The sequence below is a fragment of the Arthrobacter sp. B2060 genome (assembly GCF_059090445.1).
Window position 1 is genome coordinate 1 of the sequence record NZ_JBNHFR010000019.1, and the last position, 18,596, is coordinate 18,596.

Genomic DNA, 18,596 nt, shown 5'->3' on the forward strand with positions numbered 1-18,596 from the left:
ACAAACTGGGCCCTGCCCTCATCGGCGGCAACGGCGTCGTGCTCAAGCCTTCCGGCCGCACCCCGCTGACCGGGCTGGCCTTTGTCCAGCTGCTGCTGGAAGCGGGTGTCCCGTCGGGACGCATTGCCGCGATCGTCTCCGGACCGGGTGTTTCCGAAGCCCTCGTGACCGATGACCAGATCGACCTGATCTCCTTCACGGGCGGTCCCGCCACGGCCGACCGTATTGCCGCCGCCGCCGGGGCCAAGAAGATCCTCTCCGAACTCGGCGGCAACAACGCAACGATTGTCTGCGCGGACGCGGATGCTATCCAAGCAGCCGATGCCATCGTGGCCGGAGCTTTTGGTGTTGCCGGCCAGAACTGCCTCTCGGTGCAGCGCGTCTACGTGCACATTTCTCTGTTCGACGAGGTCCTCGAGCACGTCACCCGCGGCACAAAGGCCCTGAAGACCGGGCCGAAGCTTGACCGCGGCACTGACGTTGGGCCGCTCATTTCAGAGGCAGAGGCCCGGCGGGTCGAGGAATGGGTGGAGGAAGCCACAGCGGCCGGTGCCACCCTGCACGCCGGCGGCCAGCGGCGGGGGGCGTACTACGAGCCCACCGTGCTGACCGACGTGCCCTCGGAATGCCGGGTCATCCACGAGGAAGTATTCGGTCCTGTCGTCAGCATCCTGCCCTTCATCAGCATCGCGGACGCTGTCCACGCCGCCAACAGCTCCGACTACGGGCTGCAGGCCGGCGTCTTCACCCAGTCCATCGACCAGGCGCTGGCCATTGCCGACAAGCTGCACGTCGGCGCCGTGGTCATCAACGAGACCAGCGACGTCCGCATCGATTCCATGCCCTTTGGCGGGTTCAAGAAATCCGGTGTGGGGCGGGAAGGCGTCAAGTATGCCGTCCACGAGATGACGGAGCCGAAAAGCACCATCGTCAACCTTGGAGGCTCCGGTGCCCGCTGGCAACAGCTGCCGGGCGGCCTGCCAGAGCGGAAAATCTCATGACCACGCACAGAATCGCTGTTATCCCCGGCGACGGCATCGGGAACGAAGTGGTTCCCGCGGCCATTGATTGCCTCGAGCGCATCGCGGAACTCCACTCCCTGGACCTGAAGTTCACGTATTTCGACTGGGGCTCCGAATACTACTCCCGGCACGGGCGGATGATGGCCGTTGACGGGCTGGAGCAGCTCGCAAAACATGACGCGATCTTCCTGGGCGCCGTGGGTTCCCCGGAGGTTCCCGATGCGGAGTCCCTGTGGGGCCTGCTGATCCCGATCCGCCGGGAGTTCCAGCAGTACATCAACCTCCGCCCCGTCAAGACGCTCGACGGCGTCGCGTCACCTCTTGCGGCCAAGCACCCGATCGATCTGCTCATCGTGCGGGAAAACAACGAAGGGGAATACTCGGAAGTCGGCGGCCGCATGTACCGCGGGCTGCCGCAGGAGAGCGCGGTCCAGGAAACCATCTTTACGCGCATGGGAGTCTCGAGGGCTGCGCACTATGCTGCTGCCCTCGCCGCCACCCGGCGGGGAAAGCTGACCTCCGCCACCAAGAGCAACGGCATCGTGCACACGATGCCGTTCTGGGACGAGATCGTCGCGGAAACAGTTCTGGAGTACCCGGAGGTCACGCTCACCAGCGAGCTGGTTGACGCCTTGGCGGCACACATGGTCCTGAAACCCTGGACCTTCGATGTCATTGTGGCCTCCAACCTCTTCGGTGACATCCTGTCGGACCTGGGCAGCTCTGTCACCGGCTCCATCGGCCTGGCACCCAGCGCCAACCTGAATCCGGAGGGCGACTACCCGTCCCTCTTCGAGCCGGTCCACGGCTCGGCTCCGGACATTGCCGGCAAGGGCCTGGCAAACCCGGTGGGCCAGATCTGGTCCGGTGCCATGATGCTGGAGCACCTCGGACACCCTGAGGCGGCCGCACACCTGCAGTCCGCATTCGAGTCGGCCCTGCGCGCCGGACTCGGAACCCGCGACGTGGGCGGAACGTCGTCGACGTCGGAATTCACGGCAGCGGTCCTGAGCGCCATCGATGCTCTGGCCCCGAAACAGGCCTCCATCGCCGGAAATCTGGCCTCATGACCGCAGTGCAGGGCAGCCGGCCAATTGTCGCGGCTCTATACCGCGAGGCGCTCCCGCCCCGCCTGGCCGAAATCGAGGAGCTTGCAGACGTCCGGTTGACCAAGGCCGACGGTCTTGCCGAGGCGATGGACGGCGCGGACGTGCTGTACCAGTGGCACTCATTCTCGCCGGCGTTGCGGGAAAACTGGGATGCCGCCTCGTCGGTGAAATGGGTCCACGTCTCAGCAGCCGGCGTCAGCCAGCTGCTGTTCGATGAACTCATCCACAGCAACATCGTCTACACCAATTCGCGCGGCGTCCTCAGCCGGGCCATCGCAGAGTTTGCCCTCGGTTTTGTCCTGGACATGGCCAAGGACTCACAGGGTTCGTTCAGGCTGCAGCAGGAACATCGCTGGCAGCACCGCGTCACGCGCAAGATCCAAGGACAGACTGCGCTGGTGGTCGGCACCGGATCCATCGGCCGCGAAATCGCCCGGCTCTTCCGCGCGGTGGGCATGGAGATCGACGGTGCCGGCCGGAATTCCCGTCCCGGCGATGCTGATTTTGGGCAGATCCACTCCTCCCGCGACCTGGCCCGGATCGTCCATGACTACGACTACCTGGTACTCGCCGCGCCCTTGACGAACGAAACCAGGGGACTGGTAAATGCTCATGTCCTGGCCTCCATGAAGCCGTCCGCCCGCCTGATCAACGTAGGCCGCGGGGAACTGGTGGATACCGAGGCCCTGGATGCAGCGCTGGCCTCAGCCTCCATTGCCGGCGCTGCCCTGGACGTGGTGCACCCTGAACCCCTTCCCCAAGGTCACGCCCTCTGGGGCATGGACAACGTCATCATCACACCCCACATGTCCGGCGACACTGAAGACTACCTCGACGATCTTGGAAAACTGTTCGTCGACAATTTGAAGCGGTTCTGCAACGGCGAACCGCTGGAGAACGTCGTGGACAAGAGACTTGGGTTCGTCTCCGTTCCCGAATCCTCCCTAACCAACTAAGCCATCGGTTGCTCCGTAGGTGCCCTTTCGAGCGCCCAAAACGGCACTTACTGAGCAACCGGCACAAGGATTGAGACAATGACAGAGAAATCGTCCCTTTTGGAAACCGCAGCAAGCCGGACGGAGACCGACTTCATGGGCGCCCGACAGATCCCGGCGGCCGCTTACTGGGGCATCCAGACACTGCGTGCGGTGGAAAACTTCCCGATTACCGGCACGGCGATCTCTGCCTACCCGCAACTGGTACGGGCTCTTGCCCAAGTTAAGCATGCGGCCGTGCTGGCCAACTTCGATCTCGGCCTGATCGAGGGGGCCAAAAAGGATGCCATCGCGCAGGCCTGCCAGGACATCCAGGAGGGCTTGCTCCATGACCAGTTCGTGGTGGATGTCATCCAGGGCGGAGCCGGAACCTCAACCAACATGAACGCCAACGAGGTTATCGCCAACCGGGCGCTGGAGCATCTGGGGTTGAACAAGGGCGAGTACGCCATGATCCACCCCAACGGGGATGTGAACATGGGCCAGTCAACCAACGATGTCTACCCCACGGCGATTAAGGTCGCGACGATTCAAGGTGCCCATGAGCTGCTGTCCGCCATGGCTTACCTCCGCGAAGCTCTCGCGCGCAAGGCCGCGGAGTTCGAGGACGTGGTGAAGGTGGGCAGAACCCAGCTGCAGGATGCGGTGCCCATGACGCTGGGCCAGGAGTTCAGCACCTACGCGGTGATGATTGACGAGGATGAACGGCGGATCGGGGAAGCCCTGGTCCATCTGCACGAGATCAACCTCGGCGCAACCGCCATCGGCACCGGCATTAACACCCATCCGCGGTATGCTGCCGAAGCCCGCACGCACCTGCAGCGCATCACCGGGCTGCCGGTGGTGACGGCTGGCAACCTCGTGGAAGCAACCCAAGACTGCGGAGCCTTCGTGCTGTTTTCCGGAACCCTGAAGCGCGTGGCCGTGAAGCTGTCAAAGATCTGCAACGACCTGCGGCTGCTCTCTTCGGGGCCCCGGGCAGGTTTCGCGGAAATCAACCTTCCCCCGCGCCAGGCGGGTTCGAGCATCATGCCCGGGAAAGTGAACCCGGTCATTCCGGAGGTGGTCAACCAGGTGGCGTTCGAGGTCATCGGCAATGACCTGACCATCACCATGGCCGCCGAGGCAGGGCAGCTGCAGCTGAACGCGTTTGAGCCGATCATCGCCCGCTCGTTGTTCGCCAGCCTGACCCACCTCACCGCGGCATGCACAACCCTTGCCGACCACTGCATCGACGGGATCACAGCCAACAAGGAGTTCCTGCGGTCCCAGGTCGAAGCGAGCATCGGCGTCGTAACTATCCTCAACCCCCTCATCGGATATGACGCGGCCACCTCCATCGCCCGGCAGGCACTCGCAACGGGCCGCAGCGTCACCTCGCTCGTCCTCGAACGCGGACTGCTCACGGCCGAGGAGCTCGAGGAGATCCTCCGTCCCGAGCATCTGGCAAACCCGCAGGCCAGCATCGCTGACCAGTTGCCCCTCGAGACAACGCCAATGCAGTAAAGGAGCAGGACGGTGCTTCGTTCAGGCTGTTCCGCACCGGACTCATCGGATCAGCAGTCCTCGGACTGGCCACCGGCGGGCATCTGGCCGGAGGCGGCCAGCTGCCGCCAGCGGCAGTTCTGGCGGCCCTGTGCGCCGTCACCATGGTTCCAGTGGCAGCCCTGACGCGCTTTCGCCTGTCATTTCCGGCCCTGACCGGGCTGATTGGCGCGACGCAGATCTGGCTCCACTGGGCCTTCAGTGCACTGCCGGCCGGAGCGTCCGCAGCCGCTCCGCAGGCACAGCTGTTCGGCCACGCCGGGCACGCACCAGCAGTGTGGGTCACGAGACGCTGACGGTGGCCGCCGCGGCCGCGCACGCTACAGACGCCTCGTCAGCAGCGCCTGCTGCGTCGTCCGCATCCGACGGCGGCGACCGCACCGTCGGCTGGATCGGGCTCGCCACCGGACTGATCGGCCTGGCCGCCGGGGTAACAGCCCTCGCACGCAGCCGTCCGCTCCGGGGCAACTAACCACCAAAACCATGACTGCATTAACCGACCCCCCAACTTCCACCCAGACAGCACCCCCGGACACCAGGCCCTCAAGCGCCGAACCAAACGGCCGCGGATGGTTCCCGGCGTTCCTGCTCCGCGTGCACTTCTATGCCGGGATCCTCGCCGGACCCTTCCTGCTCACCGCCGCACTCACCGGCGGCCTCTACGCCATCACCCCGCAACTGGAACAGGCCGTCTACGCCAAGGAACTGCACGTCCCCGCCGCTGCCCGGCCGCTGCCCCTGTCAGCGCAGGTGCAGGCGGCCGTGAATGCTGCCGGCGGAGCCACCCCCGTTACCGTCCGCCCGGCGCCCGGCCCCGAGGACACCACCCGCGTGCTGTTCGCGGATCCGTCCCTGGGTGAATCCGAATACAGGACACTCTTCGTTGATCCCGGCACCGGAACCATCCGCGGGGACCTGACCACGTACGGCGGTAGCGGAGCCCTGCCGATGCGCACGTGGATCTCCAACCTGCACCGGTCCCTGAACCTCGGCGAACCCGGCCGGATCTACAGCGAACTGGCCGCCTCCTGGCTCGGGGTGATCGCCCTCGGAGGCCTCGTCCTGTGGATCGATAGGATCCGTACCCGGACAAGACCCAAGAAAGCACGCCCGGCGTCCGGGAGGGCACGGATCCTGTGGCTCCACGGCACCACCGGCACCATCCTGCTCGCCGGGCTTCTGTTCCTCTCCGCATCCGGGCTGACATGGTCTACGCATGCTGGAGCCAATATCACCACCTTGCGCAGCGACCTTGGGTGGATTACGCCTACCGTTTCCACCAGCCTCAACGGGCAACCTGCAGCGCCGGCCGGTGATCACTCCGGCCACGGTTCAGCGCCGGCGCCAGCCGGTGCGGCCGCGGATCTGACGCTGTACGACACCGTCGAGCGGATCGCGAGGGCCGACGTCATCACAGCGCCGATGATCGACATCAAGCCCCCCGCAACGGCAGGCACAGCGTGGACCGTGACGGAAGCAGGCCGGGAGTGGCCCGCAACTGCCAGCGCCGTAGCGATCGACCCGGCAGCCGAAAAGATCACGAGCCGGGCTGATTTTGAAGACTTCGGCTTTGCCGCCAAGCTCACCCGCTGGGCCATCGCGGCGCACATGGGCTTGCTCTTCGGCCTGCCGAACCAGCTCCTCCTGCTCGCCGTGGCTGCGGGCCTGGCAGCCATGGTCATCTGGGGCTACGTGATGTGGTGGAAGCGCCGCCCCACCCGCGGCAGCACCTGGGCCGTGGGCAGACCCGCGCCGCGGGGAGCGTTCCTCCGCGGCCACTGGGCAGGCGTTCTCGCAGCCATTACCGTCATGGTCATCCTCGGACTCTTCCTGCCGGTACTTGGCTGGAGCCTGCTCGGCTTCATGCTCCTGGACACCGCAATAGCCGCAGCGAAACGTCGCCGCCGTATGGAGTTTGTGCCGCTGCGCTAACCGTAGGAACGCTAACAATTCTTGGCAACCTATTGTGAATTGTTGACAATCCTGTAACCTAGTGAGTGCGGCAGTTTTTTTCCAAGGTTGGCGCAATCGCCATCCTTCTTAAGGCCCAGCCAGTGCGCCGATCAGGGTGCGCAGCGGCCCGGGCCTGATCCCTTTCACATACTCCACATGAGGTCAATTCCGATATGTCAGTAGAATCTTCGATTCCCGCCCGAGAACCAGTGTCAGACTCGGCCCCCGGGGAGCCACGCGGCTACGCCGTGGGTGACCGGGTGGTGTTTGAGTCAGATGGGATCGCAGGATCCGGTGCCATCGATGCCTTCATGCCTGATGGGTCTGTGGTCTGGGTATGGCCCGACGATTTCATGGGCCGCAAGATGCTCTTCGCCGCCGACGCCCAGTCGGTACGCCACGAAGACGAGTCGCACGAGCGACGAAACCGTTCTAGTTGAAACCAATCCACCTAAGGAGAATCCCATGTCTGAACTTGCCTCTGCACAAATTGAAGTACTGGTAGGGAGCCAGGAGCAGCTTCATCAGCTGCTTTCCGACGCGGAGGCTGCCCTTCTACCGGCCGCCTCAATGGAGGGTTCCGCCGGCATCCTGGTCACCCGGCACAGTCCTGGCCGATACACTGTCGCCCTTAGCGACGCAGTCCCCTTCGGCGAAACCCGCGAGCACGCACCAAGCTGATCGTCCCGCCTGTCCGCATCCGCACCGATGAAAAGTGCGGGAGACTGGGAAGCCACGACCACGAAGGCGGACACATTGATTAATCTCCTGCAGGATGCCGACGGCTTTGTCCGGATGAACCGACACTTTCCCGACAGCGTCCTGATCTCCATCACCTTTACCGACGGCACGGCTGAGCAGGTGTCCGGCCGGCGGCTGAACCAGGCCTACGACGACGCCCTGGCCGAGTACCGCGCGCAGAACCATCTTGACGCAAAGGGCTTTTCGCGTTCCCCGAAGAAGAAAGCCGGCTCCGGAAACAAGATCGACTTCGTCCCGGTCCGTCCCGGCATGGGCGGCTGAGCCGCCCCCGCTGATCGAACCGCGTTCCCGCTGATCGAGCTTGCCGGGATCCTGAGGTCTCGGCCGTTGGCTGAGACCTCAGCCAGCGTTGAGTGCCTTGATGACCTCCCTGGCCACGTCCACGCTGGACTGCGGGTTCTGGCCACTGATCAGGTTACCGTCACGCACCACGAAGCTGGCCCAGTCCGGGCCGGTCTCCACGGCGGCGCCCTTCTCGCGCAGCAGCGTCTCCACCAGCCACGGCGTGTTCTCCCCGGTGCCGCCGCCCAGTTCCTCGGAGTTGGTGAACACCGTCAGCCGCCGTCCGGCGAAGGCGAACGCGCCGTCGTCGGCCGTGGCGCTGAGCAGGCCCGCGGGGCCGTGGCAGAACGGGGCAATGATCTTGCCCGCTGCGTTCATCTCCACCAGGACCCGGCCCAGGTCCGCGTCCCGGAAGAGGTCGGCCATCGGCCCGTGCCCGCCCGGCAGGACCACGGCGTCGTATGCGGAGGTGTCGACGTCGGCCAGCACGAGCGGCGCGAACAGGTCGACGTCGATCATGTCCAGGTAGGTGCGGAAGTCCTCCGCCCTTTCCTCGCTGCCGACGGCATCCGCCTGCAGGCTGGCCTTGTCCACGGTCGGCTTGAGCCCGCCGGGCGTGGCGAAGTCCACCGTGTGTCCCGCCCCGAGCAGGGCGCGGTGTGCCTCCACCAGCTCCTCGGCCCAGAACCCGGTGGGATGCTCGCTGCCGTCCTTCATGGTGAGCGAGTTGGCGGCAGATACGACCATCAGGATGTTGGCCATGGGATTCTCCTTATGTTCTGCGGTTCCTGGGTTTCGGCAAGCTCAAGCGGCCGATTTCGACAGCGTCAGTCACCGGGGTTCTAGGCGGTCCACTGCCTGAGGCGCAGCGGCGGCTCGGTGCCTCCGGGCTTCTGCAGCAGCACCTGGTTGACTCCGGTCAGGCCATTCTCGAAGCCCAGCGCGCTCGAGGCCATGTACAGCCGCCATACGCGCGCCCGGCCCGGCGACGTCAGCCGCACCGCCTCGTCCCAGTGCTCTTCGAGGTTCCGCACCCAGGCCCGGAGGGTCAGTGCATAGTGCCGCCGCAGCGCCTCGACGTCGAGCACCTCGAACCCGCCGGCTTCCAGTGCCACCACCACCTCGGACAGGCTCAGCATCTCGCCGTCGGGGAAAACATAGCGGGGGATGAAAGAATCCGGGTCATCCTCCGTCGGGCCGGCGTTCCAGGAAATGGCGTGGTTGAGCAGCCGGCCGCCGGGGCGGAGCAGGCTGTGCAGCTGCGAGACGTAGCGGGGCAGCTGTGCGCGGCCCACGTGCTCGGACATGCCGATGGAGCTGATCGCGTCGAACGGCCCGTCGTCGATGTCGCGGTAGTCCTGGACCCGGATGTCCACGCGCTCGGTCAGCCCTGCTTCCGCCACCCGTTTCCGGACGAGCTCCGCCTGTTCAGTCGAGATGGTGATGCCAACAACGTTCGCCCCGTAGCGCTCGGCGGCATGCAGGGCGAAGCTGCCCCAGCCGCAGCCCACGTCCAGCACCCGCATGCCCGGCTGCAGTCCCAGCTTCCGGCAAACGAGGTCGAGCTTGGCTTCCTGGGCGTCCTCGAGTGTCGCGTCCTCGCTGTCGTAAACCGCGCAGGAGTACACCATCGTGGGGCCGAGGACCAGGCGGTAGAAGTCGTTGCCGACGTCGTAATGGTGGGAGATCGCCGCGGCGTCGCGCTTCTTCGAGTGCCGCCGGCCGTGCTTTTCCACCTTCGCCTCTTCGGGCGGCGGCGCCGGATTCGGTCCCACCGCGCCGAGCAGGACAGCGGTGGAGAGCAGCGTCCCGAGCTCGCGCGCCGTCGGCCTGCTGAAAGGCCCCGGCTCTGCCAGCTTCCCTGCCGAGCTGAGCGCGGTGAAGGCTGCGAAGATGTCCCCGTGTGCCTCGATTTCGCCGGCAACATATGCCCGGCTCAGGCCCAGCTGCCCGGGCGACCACAGCATCCGGCGCAACGCCCGCCGCGACCGGAACTCGATGACCGGCGCATCCGCCGGACCCGCTTCCGATCCGTCCCACGCCCGCAGCCGGATGGGAATCTCCTCCGTGCCTAGGACAATGGCCAGCGCTTCGGCCAGCCGTGGTGCCACACCCGATGTCTTTGCCATGTTCGTCGCCTCTCGTCCGGTGCTCGCGTCAGGCCAGGCGGTCCTGCTCCATTGCAGTCCCGTCGCTTGAAAACTAAAACTACACAAGGGCAGGCCCGCCGGACAGTGAGACAAATCTGTCCGTTCGGGATCGGCCCGTTTCCGGCGTGGCGTGGCTCCGTGCCGCTGCACGAATTCGCGCATTGCAGGGCGAGGCAGGCGTACCAAACCTCTCGGCTCTGGACCGGATATCGGGCCGGTGGGATCCTGAACCCAAAATGTCGACGGGGGGAGAAAGGCTGAAGCAGACCATGGACGATTCAGCAGACACACGCCAACGGCTGTCCGAGCGCATTGACCAAAAACAGCAGACCATCCGCTCCTACCTGGGGCGGGAGCGGCCTCGCCGCAACAGGCTCTCCAACATCAGCATCGTCGGCAGTGCGCTGGCCGCCATGCTCACCGCCGGGCCGGCAGTAGGCGGCACCGGATTCACGGAGTCGGTCCGTGGGATCTTCTCGCTGGACGACGACTCCATCGTGTGGCGGTTGCTCTGCCTGGCCGCGGTTATTCTCTCAGTTGCGGCGGCACTGGCCACGAACTTCGCCAACTCCCGCGCCCTGGGTGAAAAGGTCAGCGCTGCCGAGACCGCCAACGCCCAGCTGGAAGGCCTGCAGCTGTCATTGAATTTCGGCAATCTCGCCGTGGATGAGGCCCTGAAGCTCTACCAGCAGGCCGTGGCGCAGGTAGCGTTCGTGGATGAGGTCCGTACGGGCTGAATTGTTCAGCACATAAGAACGCACGACGGCGGGTGGCTGGCACATATGCCAGCCACCCGCTTTATTTGTGGAAAGGGTGCGTCACTGTTCGGTTATGCCAGAAGTGCGCAAATGTCGGTTACCTGGCCTGGACCCTCAAACGGGCTGACTTGCCGTCCCCTATCGTCCAGTACGAACTCCACATTGCCTTGAGTGAGGTAAAGGCCCTCCCTGTCGCCGACAGGAACGATGAGCACGTTTCTTCCCGTCGATTTCACAATTAGGAGACCGGGCTCGCTCGTATCGATGTGTGTGGCACCGGTAATGACGTACGTGACACTCTCTCCGGTGCTGATGTTCGTCAGGGTCGCTTCCTGTCCGGGCGCGGTGATGATGGTCGCACCTCCCGGAAGCTCATTGACGCCGGATTTACCGGTGACGGTGATCTCAATTCTGTAGCCGCAGTCTCTGTTGACGAAGGTGAACTCAATCGGATCTGGAGGGGCAGCCGAAACGGGACCCCCGCCTACTACGAGCCCCAGTAAAAGGGCAGCAAGAATTATCATTCTTTTCATGGCAAAACTCCATCCGATATGTTGTGGATAAAAACCGCACGACAAAGGGTGTCGGAGACCTGCGGATAAAAAACAATGGCGGTGAGGGTATTCAGAGATGAATAGCCTGTGGGGCAGTTCCTGCACAGAGGATCACTGCAAATGAGTTGCCACGGATTGTGCGCACTGCACAATCCACTCATTGTCACTTACTCAAGTAAGCGTCAGCTCTCGGCATTTTCCTCTTTGAATAATGCCTAGGTGCAGGATATTAGTCTGTTCGCAGCGACTTTGGGAAGAGTATTAATTATTCAATAGCAGTCTATGAAATAGCCTCCCTGCAGCCTGCTGCGCACAACGGCGGGTAACCCGGCATCATTCAGGCGTTCATGCCCCCGTCCACAACGGTTCACACACGCCGTCAAGCATGGCACCATGACTCCTTTCACCCGCCGCCATATCCTCAAAGGTGCCCTCGCCGCAGCCGGTGCTGCCGCCGTCGCCCCTGCCATAGCCGCGCCCGCCCACGCAGCCCGGCCGTCCGGCGTCGCGCTGGTCCGCAACCGCCTGACCCTGCCGTCCGGCATCGCCACCGGCGATGTCACCGCCGATTCCGGCGTCCTGTGGTCCCGCGCGTCGGGCCCGGGACGGCTGGTCGCAAGCCTGCTGGCGGTCGACGACGACGGGTCCCCGCTCCGCGGCGGCCGCGCCTTCCAGCGGGTGCTGCGCGGGTCGGCCGCCAGCGAGGCCACCGACTTCACCTCCAAGATCAACGCCACCCATCTCCCGGCCGGCACGCGCTTCGCACTCGCCATGCACTTCGAGGACGCAGAGGGCAACGCCGGCGAAACCGCCCGCGGCTCCTTCGCCACGGCACCCGGAACCGGCGCCCTCCGCAGCGGCGGCGCGCCCCGCCGCCAAAGCTTCGTCTGGAGCGGCGACACCGCAGGCCAGGGCTGGGGCATCAATGAAGAGATCGGTGGCATGCGCGGCTATGCGGCCATGCACGCCACCAAGCCGGACTTCTTCATCCATGCAGGCGACACAATCTACGCCGACGGCCCCATTGCCGCTGAGGTCACTGAGCCGGACGGGCAGGTCTGGCGCAACCTTGTGACCGAGGAAGTGTCCAAGGTGGCCGAGACCCTCAACGAGTTCCGCGGCCGTCACCGTTACAACCTCATGGACTGCAACGTCCGGGCCATGTACGCCGACGTTCCGGTGATCGCCCAGTGGGACGACCACGAAACCACCAACAACTGGTACCCGGGGGAGATCCTCACCGACGCCCGCTACACCGAACGCCGCGTTGACGTCCTGGCTGCCCGCGGCCGCCAGGCCTGGCAGGAATACCAGCCCATCGCCCAGTTGAGCGACGGCAGCACCGGCTTCGAACCGGCCCGCATCTACCGCAAAATTTCCCGCGGCCCTCAGTTGGACGTCTTCTGCCTGGACATGCGCACCTTCAAGGACCCGAACACCGCCGGCAAGGAAACTAGCCTCACCCACATCCTCGGCGAGGAGCAGGCCCGCTGGCTGATCAAGGAAGTCAGCAAGTCCACGGCCACGTGGAAGGTGATCTCGGCCGACCTCCCGCTCGGCATCATCGTGCCGGACGGCCCGGTCAATCAGGAGTCCCTCGCGAACCGCGACGCCGGCGCCCCCTTGGGGAAGGAACTCGAAATCGCCGGTGTGTTGTCTGCGTTCAAGCGCAACCGGGTTAAAAACGTGGTCTGGATCACGGCCGACGTCCACTACTGTGCCGCCCACCATTACTCGCCGGAGCGTGCCGCGTTCCAGGACTTTGATCCCTTCTGGGAATTCGTGGCTGGCCCCATCAACGCCGGAACGTTCGGCCCCAGCCAGATGGACGGCACCTTCGGTCCGGAGGTGGCGTTCTTCAAGGCCGGCGCCTACGCCAACCAGTCCCCGCGCACCGGCGAAAGCCAGTTCTTCGGCCACGTGGATCTCGACGAGGGCGACGTCTTCACTGTCAGCCTCCGCAACGCCGCTGGCGCCGTGCTCTGGAGCAAGGCGCTGCATCCGCAGCGCTGACCCGCTGAGCCCTCAGTCAGTTCACAATCGCGCTCAGAAGGAAATCCCGCATATGGTCTGCGAAGATATGCGGTAGTGGGAGGGCCAAGCAGCGGCGCCCACTGCCGTGCCCCGGGGGAGCCAATAGTGCCAGGAATCAGCTTTACCGCCGTTGACTTTGCAACGGCGAACAGTGACCGCGCGTCGGTGTGCGGCGTCGGTCTGGTGAAGGTCCGCAACGGACGCGTTGAGGACAAGGCCTTCTGGCTGATCAAGCCTCCGCCCGGCGTCGAGCACTTTGACCCCCGCAATAGCGGCTTCCGCGGCATCACGGCAGAGGACGTCTGTTCCGCCGCCGACTGGGAAATGTCCGTTGAGGGAATCCTGCACTTCGCGGGTGACGACCCCATGGTCGGCTACACCGGCAGCTACAACGCCGACGTGATGCTGAAGGCCAGCGAGCGGCTGCACCTGGACCTGCCGGCCAAGGACTTCTACTGTGCCCACAGCCTCGCCCGGGACGAGCTGGAACTGCCGACGAACAGCATGAACGACGTCCTGGCAGCGCTGAAACTGCCGCCCGTCGCGCACCCTGAACCAGGTACGAACTCCATGGCCTGCGCGAAGCTGGTGCTGGCGATTGCCCGCATGCGGCGGCTCGGGAGCGTTGCGGAACTGTGGAACTCGCCGGCGGTGACGATCGGCCACAAGCCGCAGGGCCGGCGTCGTAAGTAGCCCTCAGACATGCGCGAACGAAAACTTGACGCTCTGTTTTCCTGCCGCTGAACCCGTGACTGCGCCCGGTGCTCAGCGGCACTCGGCTATTTCTCCTTGGGGATGATGATCCACAGGGCGATGTAGGCCAGTTCCCCGACGCCGAACAGGCCGAAAAGCACGAAGCCGAGGCGGACGAGCGCCTTGGGAATCCCGAATCGTGCCGCGAGGGCCGCGCAGACTCCGGCGATCATCTTACCGTTCCTGGGCCGAACCATGATTGCATCCATTTCGCCACACTAGCAGCCGCCACCGGCCGCGTCAGCCCGTCAGGAGGCGCTCACCGTCACCGTCCGCGTCGCCAGAACGGCGCCGGTAATCCAGTGCTGGAAATCGATGGCAATCGTGTATTTCCCGGGCGCCGGCAGACGCAGCAGGAAGTCGAACTTCTCCGCGGCGCCGGACTTTATGATGCTGGTCAGCAGTGGCCGGCCAGCCACCGACGGCTGGATGGCCGGGCCGGCCGGGTTGGGCGTGTTCCAGAACGGGCGGCCGTCGTGCGCAATCAGTTCGGCGATGCGCGCCGGCCTGCCGGCCGCGTCCATGAACCGTGTGACCGTGGGGAAGTAGTCCACGTTCACCATGCGCACCAGCGTGGGCTTCCGGTTGCCGGTAACCATGTTCGCCTTCATGGCGGAGATGGCCCACACCCTGTCGCCCCTGGGCCTGCTGGCGATGGAGCCTCCCAGGAGAAAGAAGTGCTTCGGCTCGAAGCGGTTGAGGCCGGCGTCCTCACCGGACAGCCCTGCGGCATGGTTCATTTCATGCCACCGGGGATCGATCGAATACGGCGCAATCAACGTCTCGGTGGCGATGTCGTACAGAGGGCCCTCCTGCGAATGGCGCCGGGTTCCTGCCGGGATGGGCGCGGCGGGGTCGGCCTGGGGATCGATGATGATGGCCCCGAACATGCCCATCTGGACGTGCAGGGGAGTGTTGACGTGGCAGTGGTAGAAGTACGTTCCCGCGGATCCCCGGTTGGGGTTGCCGCGTACTGCGACGTCCGGCCTCCACTGGTACGTGTATTCTCCCGTCACCTCGAACGAGGTATGGCCCACGCCGTCGTTGCGGGGATCCGGTTCGATGCCGTGCCAATGGATCGTGTGGACCTTTTTGCTCGGCTTGACGGTCGCGTGGAAGAGCTGCCCTTCCGTGAGCCGCACGACGGGCCCGGGAAGCCCGCGCCCTGAGTTATCCGTCTCGAAGCTCCACACCTCGTGCTCGGAACGGTCGGGAAAGGTGAGTTCCCTGTTGAAGAAATCGAGCTCGACGGAGACGTCCGGCCGCAAGCGGAACTCGGTCTCGGGGCTGCCCTCGTGGGGCTGGTCCGAGGCGAAGTCCACCTGGCTCCGGAACGTGTGGTGAGCCTCGTCCTCCACGGTTCCTGGCAGTCCGGGCTCCGGCGTAGGGCCTGCCGCCAGCGACCAGTCCGACATCAAACCGCCAGGGTAGAGGCCGCCCGCTGCCGTCTGCGACGGTTCGGCATGGCAGTGCATGGGATACTTCCAGTCCTCGCTTCGCGCGTTCCAGACTTCGTCCACCACTTCAGGCGGACGCCGGACCGGCAGCATCGCCTCCTTGCGCTCAAGCGGCTTCAGCTGGACGGTGTCCTCCCATTGCTGGAGGACGACGTCACCCTGCGGACTGATCCTGCCGTTGGTCCGCGGGAAGTCGATCCCGTTGGCCCGAACGGTCCACACATGGTTGCCGTGGTAGTGCAGCTGGTGGTCGGCGATGCCGGCGTTGACCATCCTCATCAGCTGGCCCGTGCGGACCGCACCTGCGCCCGGAGAAGCGCTGAAGTTCCGCACATCGGTTTCCCGGGGGTGGCCCGAGGGCAGTGTGTCTTCCTCGCGGTGCTCGTTGAACACCTTATCGGTGGTGAGGGCCAGCGCCTGGAAGCCTGAGTATCCGTTGAGCGTGAAATACCGCGGGACGGCGGGGGTGGTGAGCGGGTTGACCGTCTTTCCCTGGGACGCGATGCGTGCCCAATTCGATTCCACGTCATGGCACAGCCACAGCCACTGGCGCTCGAACTCAACCCCGCCCGGGTTGAGCCGCCAGGCGTTCCGCGGGTCAATGACCACCAGCGCGCCGTACAGGCCCAGAGTTCTCTCCACGGGCTGGTTGCCGGGGTCGGAGAACAGATAGGTGCCGGGCAGCGGGGCACGGAACTCCAGGAGCCTTGACTTGCCCGGAGCCACTGGCCCGCTCGTGGCGTCCGCTCCTGCCGGGCCGGCGGCGTGGAACCGCAGTTCGTGCGGCTGGGACAGGGTGTTGTGCAGCAGGATGCTGACGGTGCTTCCGGTTTCGGCGATCAGCGTCCGCTCAGGGAAGTAACTGGCCCAGTACCCGCGCCGGGCCAGGAACTGCCGCGGGAACAGCGGGTCCGGCCGGAGCGGTGCCGGCCTGCCGTACGGCGGCACCGGAGCCTTGAGCGGATAGCTGCGGCTGGCGACCAGCTGGCCGGCCGCCGTGAACACCCGCGGGCCCATCTTCAGTGCCGGCTTGGGGTCTTCCTTACGGGTGGGCCGGTCGCCGAAACCCCGGTGGTAGACAAGTGACCCGTCCACCATCGGAACGAATCCCTCATTCACGTAGACGTTCAGCGGGCTCATGACTGCCCCCCGTGGGCATCCCGGACGGTAAGAGTGCCGGCAGTGAAATTCATGTCCCCCCCAGATGCGTTTGCGGACTTTGCCCATTTTTTTCGGGGGACGTTGGGGAAAGCTGGTCGTGCGGGGGCACTAATTGGGGGTTAGGAGGCTCTTTGTGTTCCGGCCAGGCGCCGACGGCGGGTCAGGAGGAGTGGCGGAGCTCTTCTGTTATGTCGGCGTCCTCGTTGTCGGGAATGCTGGTGTCTATCTTGTGTTTGCCGCGGCTGTTGACGGCCAGGTCCTCAAGGGCCTGGGCGACCTCACGGGTGGAGGGCCGGTGCTCCGGCTCCCGCGCCGTCATGGCCGCCAGAAGCTGCCGCCACTCCGGATCGAGATCGCCGGGAATCTCGGGATCATCGATCAGCCGTGCCAACGCGCTTTGCAGGGGGTCACCCCGGAACACTGGTTCACCGGTAAGGCACTCAAGCAGCACCAGGCCCAGGGAGTACACGTCGCTGGGAGGTCCCGCCGGTTCGGACCTCGCCTGCTCCGGGCTGAGGTAGGCTGCGGTCCCCAGGACACCGCCGGTGTCGTACTGCTGCGCGTCGGATATCAGGGCGATGCCGAAGTCCGTCAGTTTGGCGCGCATCCGGGCTGCATCGTAGGTGTAGTCGTAGACCAGGATGTTGCCGGGTTTGACGTCCCGGTGCACTACACCGTTTTCATGGATGTAGGTCAGGGCGTCGGCGAGGTCGTAGCCAATCTGCGCTGTGTGGCGGGCTGGGAGCGGGCCTTCCCGCAGACGGTGCTTGAGGTCCGGACCGTCCACAAGCTCCATGACGAGGTAGATGCGCGGCCGTCCCGCTTCCGCCCTGTCCACGCCCGCGTCAAGGAGCGTGACCAGGCTGTGGTGGTTCAGGCGGGCGAGGACGCTCACCTCGGCGTCGTCGTCCTGCAGCACGCCAACGGTATCCTGCAGTTCCTGGGCGGGCTTGGACTTAATGACTATCTTGACGGCGACGTCCCGGCCGAGGGATTCGTCAGTGGCCCGGTAGACGTTCGCCATGGCACCTGAGCCGATTTGTTCCACGATGCGGTACCTGCCGCCCAAGCATGTGCCTGCGGAAATGCCGGACAGATCGTCCATTGAATACCTAGCGTTTTCCCGCGCGGACCAAGTTGGTGCGCCGCGCGTATTTTTGTATGAACCCGATAGCGGCCACCTCAGCCTGCGTTGGGGGCACCCAAGCATGCGGCGGTGGTGGCCAGGACGGCGCTGGCCGCAGCGTTGCGTCTCAAGCACATCAGGAAATAAGCACAGCAGGAAGAGCCGATATCCGGCTCTTCCTGCTGTGCTGCGAGCTAAATAAGGTTGGGCGCGCTGGCGAGGATGTAATCAGCCGCGGCCGGTCCAGTCATGGACAGTTCCTTGTTGTCAGGATCGATGCCGAGCGCCTGCAGCCCGGCCCGCAGGGCTTCCGGGGTTTCGGGCTGAGTCTTGTGGATCAAACTCCAGCTGGTGTACAGGCCGTAGAGCTCGTCCGGGTTCAGACCGGTATCGGTTTCCCGGTCCGTGGTGAGGGCCTCGGCTACGAAGCGGTCAAAGTGTGTTGCAGTCATTTTTGGCTCTTTCATGGCGTGCACTTGATCCGCCGTTCTGCTTCAGCGATAACGGACCACTGCCCCAAAGGGCGGAGATCTTCCTTGAAACTTATTTGAGACAGACCGTTCTGTCTAGTTCGTCTTCACACGCGGACTTCGGCAAGGAAGAAGCGCAACGGAGGATGCCGGTCTCGGGGCCGGGAGGCCGTCCGGACGCCAATTTGCGCTGGGCTTGCCGGGTGTGTAAAGTAATTCGAGTCGCCGCCGCTGAAGCGGAAAAATAGCGGCCAACCCCTTACAAAACAGCCCGGAAAAGGCACGCTGACTGGCGCGCCGAGAATGGGCGGGGACCCTCCCGTTGGATCGCAAATCGCGGAAATGCTGATTTGCAGAGATTCGCCGGATCGGGTAAGTTTGGAAAGTTGCTCCGGAGCGATCCGCGACTGTGGTTTGGTTGTGGTGGTGCCGGGTGTGTCTGTTGTTTGAGAACTCAATAGTGTG

At 64.7% G+C, this 18,596-nt stretch carries 19 protein-coding genes; 12 read left to right on the forward strand and 7 right to left on the reverse strand.

Going from position 1 to position 18,596, the window contains the following annotated elements; genetic code table 11:
* The 9 genes from AC5RUM_RS21275 to AC5RUM_RS21315 all read left to right on the forward strand — a co-directional run.
* On the forward strand, window positions 1–1,001 hold a 1,001-nt coding region (locus tag AC5RUM_RS21275; protein WP_494036815.1), incomplete at its 5' end, for an aldehyde dehydrogenase family protein.
* Window positions 998–2,092, forward strand: a complete 1,095-nt coding sequence (locus tag AC5RUM_RS21280; RefSeq protein WP_494036816.1) for a tartrate dehydrogenase — start codon at window positions 998–1,000, stop codon at window positions 2,090–2,092. The genes AC5RUM_RS21275 and AC5RUM_RS21280, both read left to right, overlap by 4 nt.
* A complete protein-coding gene (locus tag AC5RUM_RS21285) occupies window positions 2,089–3,087 on the forward strand; it encodes a D-2-hydroxyacid dehydrogenase (protein ID WP_494036817.1) in 999 nt (332 codons plus the stop codon). The genes AC5RUM_RS21280 and AC5RUM_RS21285 overlap by 4 nt, the downstream gene beginning before the upstream one ends.
* Window positions 3,088–3,165: 78 nt before the next feature.
* A complete protein-coding gene (aspA, locus tag AC5RUM_RS21290) occupies window positions 3,166–4,632 on the forward strand; it encodes an aspartate ammonia-lyase (protein ID WP_494036818.1) in 1,467 nt (488 codons plus the stop codon).
* Window positions 4,633–4,948: 316 nt separating this feature from the next.
* On the forward strand, window positions 4,949–5,143 hold the full coding sequence (locus AC5RUM_RS21295; RefSeq protein WP_494036819.1) for a hypothetical protein: 195 nt from the start codon (window positions 4,949–4,951) through the stop codon (window positions 5,141–5,143).
* Window positions 5,144–5,154: 11 nt separating this feature from the next.
* On the forward strand, window positions 5,155–6,603 hold the full coding sequence (locus tag AC5RUM_RS21300) for a PepSY-associated TM helix domain-containing protein (RefSeq protein WP_494036820.1): 1,449 nt from the start codon (window positions 5,155–5,157) through the stop codon (window positions 6,601–6,603).
* A gap of 230 nt (window positions 6,604–6,833) precedes the next feature.
* A complete protein-coding gene (locus AC5RUM_RS21305) occupies window positions 6,834–7,064 on the forward strand; it encodes a hypothetical protein (RefSeq protein WP_494036821.1) in 231 nt (76 codons plus the stop codon).
* A gap of 25 nt (window positions 7,065–7,089) precedes the next feature.
* Window positions 7,090–7,305 carry a hypothetical protein gene (locus tag AC5RUM_RS21310; RefSeq protein WP_494036822.1) on the forward strand — a complete coding sequence of 72 codons (216 nt, stop codon included), beginning with the start codon at window positions 7,090–7,092 and terminating at the stop codon, window positions 7,303–7,305.
* 75 nt (window positions 7,306–7,380) lie between these two features.
* Window positions 7,381–7,647, forward strand: coding sequence for a hypothetical protein (locus tag AC5RUM_RS21315; RefSeq protein ID WP_494036823.1), 267 nt, complete (start codon window positions 7,381–7,383; stop codon window positions 7,645–7,647).
* A 78-nt stretch (window positions 7,648–7,725) separates the two neighbouring features.
* Here AC5RUM_RS21315 and AC5RUM_RS21320 read toward each other — a convergent pair whose 3' ends face one another.
* Window positions 7,726–8,430, reverse strand: coding sequence for a type 1 glutamine amidotransferase domain-containing protein (locus AC5RUM_RS21320; RefSeq protein WP_494036824.1), 705 nt, complete (start codon window positions 8,428–8,430; stop codon window positions 7,726–7,728).
* An 80-nt stretch (window positions 8,431–8,510) separates the two neighbouring features.
* Complete coding sequence (locus tag AC5RUM_RS21325) at window positions 8,511–9,797, reverse strand: class I SAM-dependent methyltransferase (protein WP_494036825.1); 1,287 nt, start codon at window positions 9,795–9,797, stop codon at window positions 8,511–8,513.
* A gap of 290 nt (window positions 9,798–10,087) precedes the next feature.
* On the opposite strand from AC5RUM_RS21325, the gene AC5RUM_RS21330 reads away from it, so the two are divergent.
* Complete coding sequence (locus tag AC5RUM_RS21330; RefSeq protein WP_494036826.1) at window positions 10,088–10,555, forward strand: hypothetical protein; 468 nt, start codon at window positions 10,088–10,090, stop codon at window positions 10,553–10,555.
* Between the two features lie 92 nt (window positions 10,556–10,647).
* On the opposite strand, the gene AC5RUM_RS21335 is transcribed toward AC5RUM_RS21330, so the two are convergent.
* On the reverse strand, window positions 10,648–11,109 hold the full coding sequence (locus tag AC5RUM_RS21335) for a hypothetical protein (protein ID WP_494036827.1): 462 nt from the start codon (window positions 11,107–11,109) through the stop codon (window positions 10,648–10,650).
* Between the two features lie 414 nt (window positions 11,110–11,523).
* Between AC5RUM_RS21335 and AC5RUM_RS21340 the strand changes: the two genes are divergently transcribed.
* The gene (locus tag AC5RUM_RS21340; RefSeq protein ID WP_494036828.1) at window positions 11,524–13,143 is read left to right on the forward strand and encodes an alkaline phosphatase D family protein; all 1,620 of its coding nucleotides are present in this window, start codon (window positions 11,524–11,526) and stop codon (window positions 13,141–13,143) included.
* A gap of 126 nt (window positions 13,144–13,269) precedes the next feature.
* Window positions 13,270–13,857 (forward strand): 3'-5' exonuclease family protein, encoded by a 588-nt coding sequence (locus tag AC5RUM_RS21345; RefSeq protein ID WP_494036829.1) that lies wholly within the window; start codon window positions 13,270–13,272, stop codon window positions 13,855–13,857.
* Window positions 13,858–13,943: 86 nt separating this feature from the next.
* On the opposite strand, the gene AC5RUM_RS21350 is transcribed toward AC5RUM_RS21345, so the two are convergent.
* From AC5RUM_RS21350 to AC5RUM_RS21365, 4 genes are all read right to left on the reverse strand, one after another.
* A complete protein-coding gene (locus tag AC5RUM_RS21350; RefSeq protein WP_400581665.1) occupies window positions 13,944–14,114 on the reverse strand; it encodes a PspC domain-containing protein in 171 nt (56 codons plus the stop codon).
* A 51-nt stretch (window positions 14,115–14,165) separates the two neighbouring features.
* Window positions 14,166–16,514 carry a multicopper oxidase domain-containing protein gene (locus AC5RUM_RS21355; RefSeq protein ID WP_494036830.1) on the reverse strand — a complete coding sequence of 783 codons (2,349 nt, stop codon included), beginning with the start codon at window positions 16,512–16,514 and terminating at the stop codon, window positions 14,166–14,168.
* 181 nt (window positions 16,515–16,695) lie between these two features.
* The gene (locus AC5RUM_RS21360; protein WP_494036831.1) at window positions 16,696–17,640 is read right to left on the reverse strand and encodes a serine/threonine-protein kinase; all 945 of its coding nucleotides are present in this window, start codon (window positions 17,638–17,640) and stop codon (window positions 16,696–16,698) included.
* A 215-nt stretch (window positions 17,641–17,855) separates the two neighbouring features.
* The gene (locus AC5RUM_RS21365) at window positions 17,856–18,113 is read right to left on the reverse strand and encodes a hypothetical protein (protein WP_494036832.1); all 258 of its coding nucleotides are present in this window, start codon (window positions 18,111–18,113) and stop codon (window positions 17,856–17,858) included.
* Window positions 18,114–18,596: the final 483 nt, after the last annotated feature.